Origin of the sequence: Acidovorax sp. (genome assembly GCF_027492855.1) — a bacterium.
In the GTDB taxonomy this organism is placed as follows: Bacteria; Pseudomonadota; Gammaproteobacteria; order Burkholderiales; family Burkholderiaceae_C; genus Acidovorax.
The window spans coordinates 1-7491 of sequence record NZ_JAPUDY010000091.1; the positions used below are offsets into that span (position 1 = coordinate 1).

The 7491-nt window shown below is 64.7% G+C and carries 12 protein-coding genes; 3 read left to right on the forward strand and 9 right to left on the reverse strand.

Annotated elements, in window-relative coordinates; translation table 11 throughout:
• The 5 genes from Q0105_RS17715 to Q0105_RS17735 form a co-directional block, all read right to left on the reverse strand.
• Nucleotides 1-350 (reverse strand): flagellar hook-basal body complex protein (locus Q0105_RS17715; protein ID WP_298213500.1); only part of this gene is annotated, 350 nt, incomplete at its 3' end.
• A 35-nt stretch (nt 351-385) separates the two neighbouring features.
• Nucleotides 386-1042: a flagellar hook capping FlgD N-terminal domain-containing protein gene (locus Q0105_RS17720; protein WP_298213502.1), complete on the reverse strand. Its 657-nt coding sequence runs from the start codon at nt 1040-1042 to the stop codon at nt 386-388.
• 18 nt (nt 1043-1060) lie between these two features.
• Nucleotides 1061-1465, reverse strand: coding sequence for a flagellar basal body rod protein FlgC (gene flgC / locus Q0105_RS17725; protein WP_298213504.1), 405 nt, complete (start codon nt 1463-1465; stop codon nt 1061-1063).
• A 40-nt stretch (nt 1466-1505) separates the two neighbouring features.
• Nucleotides 1506-1967, reverse strand: a complete 462-nt coding sequence (gene flgB / locus Q0105_RS17730; protein WP_298213506.1) for a flagellar basal body rod protein FlgB — start codon at nt 1965-1967, stop codon at nt 1506-1508.
• 7 nt (nt 1968-1974) lie between these two features.
• A complete protein-coding gene (locus Q0105_RS17735; RefSeq protein ID WP_298213508.1) occupies nt 1975-2109 on the reverse strand; it encodes a hypothetical protein in 135 nt (44 codons plus the stop codon).
• An 81-nt stretch (nt 2110-2190) separates the two neighbouring features.
• Between Q0105_RS17735 and flgA the strand changes: the two genes are divergently transcribed.
• The 3 genes from flgA to Q0105_RS17750 all read left to right on the forward strand — a co-directional run bounded on the left by flgA (nt 2191) and on the right by Q0105_RS17750 (nt 3774).
• Nucleotides 2191-2940 (forward strand): flagellar basal body P-ring formation chaperone FlgA, encoded by a 750-nt coding sequence (flgA, locus tag Q0105_RS17740; protein ID WP_298213510.1) that lies wholly within the window; start codon nt 2191-2193, stop codon nt 2938-2940.
• Between the two features lie 93 nt (nt 2941-3033).
• A complete protein-coding gene (gene flgM / locus Q0105_RS17745; protein WP_298213512.1) occupies nt 3034-3354 on the forward strand; it encodes a flagellar biosynthesis anti-sigma factor FlgM in 321 nt (106 codons plus the stop codon).
• Nucleotides 3355-3396: 42 nt separating this feature from the next.
• Nucleotides 3397-3774: a hypothetical protein gene (locus tag Q0105_RS17750; protein WP_298213514.1), complete on the forward strand. Its 378-nt coding sequence runs from the start codon at nt 3397-3399 to the stop codon at nt 3772-3774.
• Nucleotides 3775-3813: 39 nt separating this feature from the next.
• On the opposite strand, the gene Q0105_RS17755 is transcribed toward Q0105_RS17750, so the two are convergent.
• The 4 genes from Q0105_RS17755 to Q0105_RS17770 form a co-directional block, all read right to left on the reverse strand.
• On the reverse strand, nt 3814-4530 hold the full coding sequence (locus Q0105_RS17755; RefSeq protein WP_298213516.1) for an RNA polymerase sigma factor FliA: 717 nt from the start codon (nt 4528-4530) through the stop codon (nt 3814-3816).
• Between the two features lie 27 nt (nt 4531-4557).
• A complete protein-coding gene (locus tag Q0105_RS17760) occupies nt 4558-5355 on the reverse strand; it encodes a hypothetical protein (protein WP_298213518.1) in 798 nt (265 codons plus the stop codon).
• The gene (flhF, locus tag Q0105_RS17765; protein WP_298213520.1) at nt 5348-6844 is read right to left on the reverse strand and encodes a flagellar biosynthesis protein FlhF; all 1497 of its coding nucleotides are present in this window, start codon (nt 6842-6844) and stop codon (nt 5348-5350) included. The genes Q0105_RS17760 and flhF overlap by 8 nt, the downstream gene beginning before the upstream one ends.
• Nucleotides 6841-7491 (reverse strand): FHIPEP family type III secretion protein (locus tag Q0105_RS17770; protein ID WP_298213522.1); only part of this gene is annotated, 651 nt, incomplete at its 5' end. The genes Q0105_RS17770 and flhF, both read right to left, overlap by 4 nt.

Consider the following 7491-nt stretch of genomic DNA (forward strand, 5'->3'; position numbering starts at 1 on the left):
GTGATCATGTTGCCTTCCTTGTCCAGCTTGAAGTTGCCGGAGCGGGTGTAGGCGGGTGTGCCATCGGGCAGCGTGAGCGTGAAAAAGCCGTTGCCGTTGATGGCCACGTCCAGGCTGTTGCCGGTGATCGTCAGATTGCCCTGGGTGAACTGCTGCGAGACAGCCGCCACCTCCACGCCAATGCCCGCGTTGGTGCCACCGGACGACCCGATGGCCGAGGCCACCATCTCCGCGAACTCGGCCCGTGAGGCCTTGAACCCGACGGTGTTGGAGTTGGCAATGTTGTGCCCGATGACGTCGAGGTTCTTGCTGGCGGCGTTCAGGCCAGACAGGCCTTGTTGGAAGCTCATGGTGTTCTCCTGAAGGGCGAAGGGGGCGGGCCGGTTTAGACCAGGGCCTTGATCTGGCTGTAGTTGATGGTTTTTCCGTTGGAGAGGGTGAGCTTGAGCTCGCCGTCTTCAGCGCCTGCGGCCGTGACTTTGGAAACGGCAAGAGGCGTGCTGTCCAGCTTGGTCGAGCCATTGACGGCCGTGACACGGAACTGCAGCGCATCGGTGGCGCCTGCGTAGTTGCTGGCATCCCACTCGAAGGTGTGGCGGCCCGCCGCCTTGGCGCCCAGGTCGATGGTGTCCACCACCTGTCCACCTGCGGTCGTGACTTCGATCTTGACGTTGGTGGCACCCGATGGCAGCTCAAAGCCACCCTTGCCGGCGTCATCCGCCACGGCCAGGCTGGAGCCCTCGGTCAAGACGTTGCGCCCGATGAGCGTGGTGCCCTGCATGACCTGCAGGGAGTTGAACTGCGCAGCCATGCCTTGCATGGTCTGGTTGAGCTGCTGGATGCCTGTCACCGTGTTGATCTGCGCGATCTGCGAGGTCATCTGGGCGTTGTCCAGCGGGTTCATCGGGTCCTGGTTGTTGAGCTGGGCAACCAGAAGCTTCAGGAAGCGGTCTTGTGCTGCCGCAGGATCGGTAGCCGCATTGGCCTTGGTGCCGGATGAAGAATCGGTGACAGAAGGGGCGTTGGTGGCGCTGGTGATCATGGCGGGGTCTCCCGGAAATTACTGGCCCATTTGCAGGGTCTTGAGGAGCAGCGACTTGGCCGTGTTCATGACCTCGACGTTGTTCTGGTACGAGCGCGAGGCGGAGATCATGTTGACCATCTCCTCGACCGCGTTCACGTTGGAGTGCGTCACATAGCCCTGCTCATCGGCCGACGGGTGGCTGGGGTCGTGCACGCGGCGGCCGGGCACATCGCTCTCGCTCATCCGGCTCACGCGCACGCCAGCCGCCGTGTCGGCGCCCATGGGCGCGGTCTCAAACACCACCTGGCGCGCCTTGTAGGCCTTGCCATCGGGGCCTGCTACGGCATCGACATTGGCCAGGTTGCTGGCCACCACATTGAGCCGCTGCGACTGCGCGCTGATGGCGCTGCCCGACACATTGAAGATGGAGAACATGGACATGGCGTGACTCGCTTTCTTTCTGAACTGCGGTGCTGGTTGCTTACTGGCCCTGGATGGCGCTCAGCATGGTTTTGGCGCCGCCGTTGATGAAGCGCAGCGTGGCCTCATAGCGCACGGAGTTGTCCACGAAGTTGGCGCGCTCGCGGTCCAGATCGACCGTGTTGTTGTCCAGGCTGGGCTGCGTCTGCACCGTGTAGCCCAGGGCTCCCCGCTTATCGATGCCGGTGCTGGTGGACACGGTGGGCATGGGGATGTGATGGGGGTCGGTGGTGCCCACCGTGCCATGCGATCCATTCATGGCCAGGCGGGTGACGCCGGAGCCCGTGCCTGAGGAACTCACGCCCGTGGCTTCCCGCAGGGCATCGCCAAACTTGAAGTCGCGGGCCACATAGCCGGGGGTGTCCGCATTGGCGATGTTGCTGGCGATGGCGCGCTGACGCTCCGCACGCAGCACCAGGGCGTTGCTGTGAAAACTCAGCTGGTTGGTCATCTTGTCAAGCATGTGTGCCTCACACCGTCGGTTGCAAAGTCGCCAGCCCCAGGGGCTTTTTCGGCGTTGCTTGATTATGGAAACCGCCGCTTTTTTCTAAAGCGCGAAGAGCGTGGAAATGGATGCGCAGTTCCGGGTTTTGGGCCGGGGCCATCTGCCTATAGTTCCTGGGGTGAAATGGCCCTTGCCTTTGTTGTTCTTGCGCAGGCCACCCGAAGACCAGGAGGTACCACCCATGCCAGCAACCCCCCTTTTCAACCGTTTGTCCGCACGGGTTCGTGCTGGCGTGGCGTTGTTCGCCCTGTGCCTGGCGGGTGGCAGTGCCGTGCAGGCCCAGGCCGTGGGCGATCCGGCGGCGGACCTCGGCCCGCTCACGCAGCGGTGGCTGGACGATGCCCTGGCCCGCAGCCCGGTAGCGGGCTTGCCTCTTCGGATGGAAGTGAGCGTTGGCTCACTGGATTCGCGCCTGCGCCTGGCGCCTTGCGCGCGGGTGGAGCCCTACCTGCCGGTAGGCTCCCGCTTGTGGGGGCGCACCCGCTTGGGGCTGCGCTGTGTGGAGGGTGCGACGGCCTGGAATGTGTTCTTGCCCGTGACCATCAAGGCGTTTGGCCCGGCTTGGGTGCTGACCAGCAACGTCGCGCCAGGCACCGTTCTGACCCCCAACGACGCCATGGAGGCCGAGGTGGACTGGGCGGCCGACTCCGCTCCCGTGATGGCGAACCCGGAGATGTGGGTGGGGCAGGTGGCCTCACGCCAACTGGTGGCGGGCCAGGCATTGCGTCAGGCGATGGTGCGTGCGCCGCAACTGTTTAGTGCGGGCGCGCAGGTGAAGGTGATGGCGCAAGGCCCCGGCTATGCCGTCACATCGGCAGGGCAGGCACTGTCTGCAGGCTCTGCAGGGCAAACTGTGCGCGTACGCATGGATAATGGTCGAATTGTCAGTGGGATTGTGAGCGAAGGTGGGACGGTGGATGTCACTCTTTGATGACGCCACAGCGATAAATGGCTAAAGTCCCAGCAAAATGGGTCGAAAACATTGCTACTGTGCCCCACATCGAACGGGGTGGTGGAGAGAGCGATGAAGATAGGTCAAAAACCGGAACTCCCGGGCGCATTGCCGCAGACGGGGCTTGCCAAGCAAGCCAAAACCCCTGCCAGCGCTGCTGAAGGAGCCACCAAGGACGCCCTGGCTACGTCCGCCGCCGGTGTGCCTGTCACGGTGTCCATCGCCGCCCAAGCCCTGAACCAGACTTCCCGCACCACCGCTGATTTTGATGCGGGCAAGGTCAAGGCCGTCCGTGCCGCTATTGAAAAAGGCGAGTTTTCTGTGGACGCTGGCGCCATTGCCGACAAGATGTTGTCCAACGCCCAGGAGATCCTGTCGCGCTCTCGGGGTTGAGCGTTCCTTTGCAGACAGGCGCGATCCATCGCACAATGCGCCATGTCGCTGGAAGAATCCCTCTCGGCTGTCGAACAGCTGATCGATAAAGTCTCTGCCGCCCTTCTCTCGGCAGACCCCCAATCCCTGGAAAAACACAGCACGGCCCTGCGGAATGCAGCGGCCCAGTTCGCGCATGCGCTGGAGCAGTCCACCGCGCGCGGCTTGCCTCTGTCTGCATCAGTGCAAAAGCGGGTGGAAACCATCGGCGACATGCTGGCGGTGCATCGCCAAAACTTGGCGCGCCTGTCCGCCGTGGCGGACCGGCAGGTCGAGGGCCTGCTGCCCCCGTCCAATGCGGCGTCGACCTATGGTGACGGGCTGAAAGCCCCCGGCGCGGCCAAACCGGGCGTGGCACGCATCTACCGTTCGGCGGGCTGAAAACGCCCCATTCAACCGACGGTGAGATGATTCGGGGGATCAATGCGCGCGCATCTTGGCGCGCAGCCGGGCGATGGACTGGCTGTGCAACTGGCACACCCGTGACTCCGTCACGCCGAGCACGGCGGCAATCTCCTTGAGATTCATGTCGTGCTCGTAGTACATGCCCATGATGTGCTGCTCGCGCTCAGGCAGGCTCTTGATGGCGTTCACCAGCGACACCTTGAGCCGCTGGTCGCGCAGCAACTCGACCGGGTCGGCATCGGCATCGGCGACATGGCGGTCTAAAAAACCCTCTTCGTCGTCGTTGCCATGGGTCATGTCTTCCAGATACACCAGCTGCGTGCCACGCACCTTGCCAAGCAGGGACTGGTAGTCCGGCAGGCTCATGCCCATTTCAGTGGCAATTTCCGATTCGAGCGGGCTGCGGCCCAGCTTCTGTTCGAGCCGGTGCACCGCGTGCTCGATGTCTTTTTGGCTCTTGCGCGAGCTGCGGCTCATCCAGTCGCCCTCGCGCAGCTCATCGAGCATGGCCCCGCGGATGCGTTGGGTGGCAAAGGTTTCGAACTGCACGCCCTGGGCGACTTCATAGCGCGAGAGCGCGTCGGCCAGGCCCATCATGCCCACCTGGATCAGATCATCCAGTTCGACATTGGGAGGCAGCTTGGCGATCATGTGGTGCGCAATTCTCCGAACCAGCGGAACATGCTGGCGGATCATGGCGTCACGATCGAGCTGGCCTTTGGCGGTGTACATCAGATCAATAGCTCCGGACAAATCAGGTCAGTGGCTCCGGACAAAATGCGCAGGCATGCCTGTCAGGTTGCTGGGTGGCAGCGCAGTCAGCGATCCATTCATGGTGCCCGCATTTTCCAGCAGTTGCAAGGCCAGGCGCTGAAGGTCTTGGGGGTTCTGTGTGGCGATGGTGGTGGTCCGCACCGGGCCGCCCAGGTGGCGCTCAGCGCAGGCTTGTAGCGTCATCAGTTGCGACTGGGCCTTACGGCGCTCGGCGGCAGTGTCGCCATGCAGCAGGGCAGCCACCATGCAGGGCAACCCGGTGTGCAGGGCAATCTGCTTGAGGCTCTTGTAGCTGCTCATCACACTCGCTGCGCCGCTGCCCATGACGACCAGCGGCACCGTGGCCGTGTGCGTCAGCAAGGGCCCCAGGGTGGGGGCCGGTGCGTGGATCACCATCAGGCCGTAGGTCCTGAAATAGGGCAGCAGGCTTTCCATGGGAGACCGCGCCGTGTTGCCCGCCTTGCGGCTGAGGTGCTGCAAGCCCTTGGCCGCCGGAATCACTGCGAGCGACGATGCGGCGGCCCCCAGGTTCAGGCTGGCGCCCTCATTCCACGAGGCGTGTTGCAGCAGGTGCATCAGGCCGGGGCTGTCGTCGGTCTCCTGGGCCGTGCCGTCGAGCACCACCACGGGGTAGCCCAGCCGCTGCAGGCTCGCGCAGATCTGCCAGAGTGTCTCCAGCCCGTTGGCGGTGTTGCCCTGGCTGGCGACAGCCAGCATCCGCAGCGCGGCCTCTGGCGTGAAGCTGTGCAGCCCGGCGGCTTGGTGAAAGCCCAGATCAAGCATCGACCAGCCCTCCTTCGGCCACGGTGTCGGGCGAGTGCGAGAAGAAGAAGTTCAGGTCGGTGGCCTTGGGGTCGAAAGCCGATTTGGCCGGGGCGCGCATGGAGGTGCTGATGAGCTTGTGCGCATCGGCACGCTCCCAGTCCTCGGGCACGCGCTGGCCGTTGGTCACGCCACGCAGCACCATCTGGTGGCGGATCAGCGCGTCGATGGCGGGGCCGAGCTTCACGGCCTCGTCCACCTTGGACAGGATGGCCTGCTGCGAGCCGTCGGTCTTGAAGGCGGTGAGCACATCGTCCAGTGTGTCGCCGTGGCAGCCAGCGTTGAGCACCAGCAGGCGGTTGACATGGGGCAGGTCCAGCACGTCGAGCATGTCGCGCTTGCGTGGGTCGCGCGGGGCGACGCCGGTGGTGTCGATGAGCACCATCTTCTTGCCGCTGAGCAGGCCCAGCAGGTCCTGCAGCGCGGCGCGGTCGTGCGCCAGGTGGGCCACGATGCCCAGCATGCGGCCGTAGGTGCGCAGTTGTTCGTGCGCGCCCACGCGGTAGGTGTCGAGCGTGATCAGGCCCACGCTGCCGGGGCCGTGGATGCGCGCGCACATGGCGGCCAGCTTGGCGGTGGTGGTGGTCTTGCCCACGCCGGTGGAGCCGACCATGGCGAAGATGCCGCCCTGCTCGTACAGCGGGGGATCGGTTTGGTCGGTCCTGAGGTTGCGTTCCAGCACGTCCATCAGCCAGCGCACTGATTCGCCAGCCGACAGGTCCTCGGGCATGCGTTCGAGCACGGCGCGGGCCAGCGATGGCGAGTAGCCCGCGCGGATCATCTTGAGCATGAGGTTGGACTGGATCGGGTTCTGGCGCGCCTGCCCCAGCCAGGCCAGCGTGTTGAAGCGGTCTTCGATCAACTCCTTCATGGAATGGAGCTCGTTCATCAGGCTTTGCTGCTGGTTGGCCTGCATCAGGTTGGCGCTGGCGGCCTCCGGGCGGCGGCGGGGCGCCTCGGGCGGGATGTCCATGGGGATGGTGCGCAGCGGGTTGTGGCGCGCCACGGCCGGTGCGGGCATGCGTTCGCGCTCTGGTTCCTGGTCGCGGCTGCGCTCAGACAGGGTTTGTGGTTCGGCCGGACCGTTGAGTGCTTCGTGGCGGCGGCGCAGCATGCGTTCGCGCACGTAGTCCTGGAACGACAGCGTGCTCATGGCCAGTTGCTCGGTGTCTTCTTCCACAGGGTTGCGGCCCAGGCCCGCCGAGGCCGCGGGCTGGCTGGCCCGTGCGGGTGCGTTGCGCGCCGGGCTGGGAGCCAGCAGGGGCGGGTTGGAGGCAGGGCTTGCGCCGCCACCATCCAGCGCCGACAGCGTGTCTTCGGCCGTGGCCACCACTTCGACGCCGTTGGCGGTCGGGCGGTTGGACAGGATCAGTGTGCCGTCGCCAAAGGCCATGCGCGCCTTGGCCAGAGCCTCCCGGGAGGTGGGGGCGGTAAAGCGTTTGATGTTCATGCTGATGCACCTTTAAGGATCGGCCCAATACGGATGGTGTGGGTCTCTGGGATTTCACTGTGCGCAAGCACCTGCAGGCGGGGCGCTACACGGCGCACCAGGCGGGAGATGGCGTTGCGGATCTGGTCGGGAACCAGCAGGCAGGCGGGCAGGCCCATCTCTTCCTGCTTGAGGGCCACCTCGGCAGCCTTTTGCGTGAGGATGTCGGCCACGCCAGGGTCGAGCGCGGGGCCGGCCGTGTTGCCCAGGGCCTGCACCAGAAGGCGCTCCAGGCCGGGTTCGATGGCGATGACGTTGAGCTCGCGGGTGGGGCCGTAGATCTGCTGGACGATGGCGGGCGAGAGTGCAATGCGCACGCGGCGGGCCAGCTCGACGGGGTCGGAGACGCTGCCGGCGAATTCGGCCAAGGTCTCGATGATGGTGCGGATGTCGCGGATGTGCACAGACTCTTCCAGCAGGAGCTGGAGGACTTTCTGGAACGTTGCGATCGAGACCATTTTCGGGACCACTTCTTCGATGAGCTTGGGGGCCAGCTTGGCCACGTGTTCCACCAGTTGCTGGGTTTCCGTGCGACTGAGGAGCTTCGCGGCTTGCACTTGCATCAAGTGTGACAAATGGGTGGCCATCACGGTTTCGGAATCAACGAC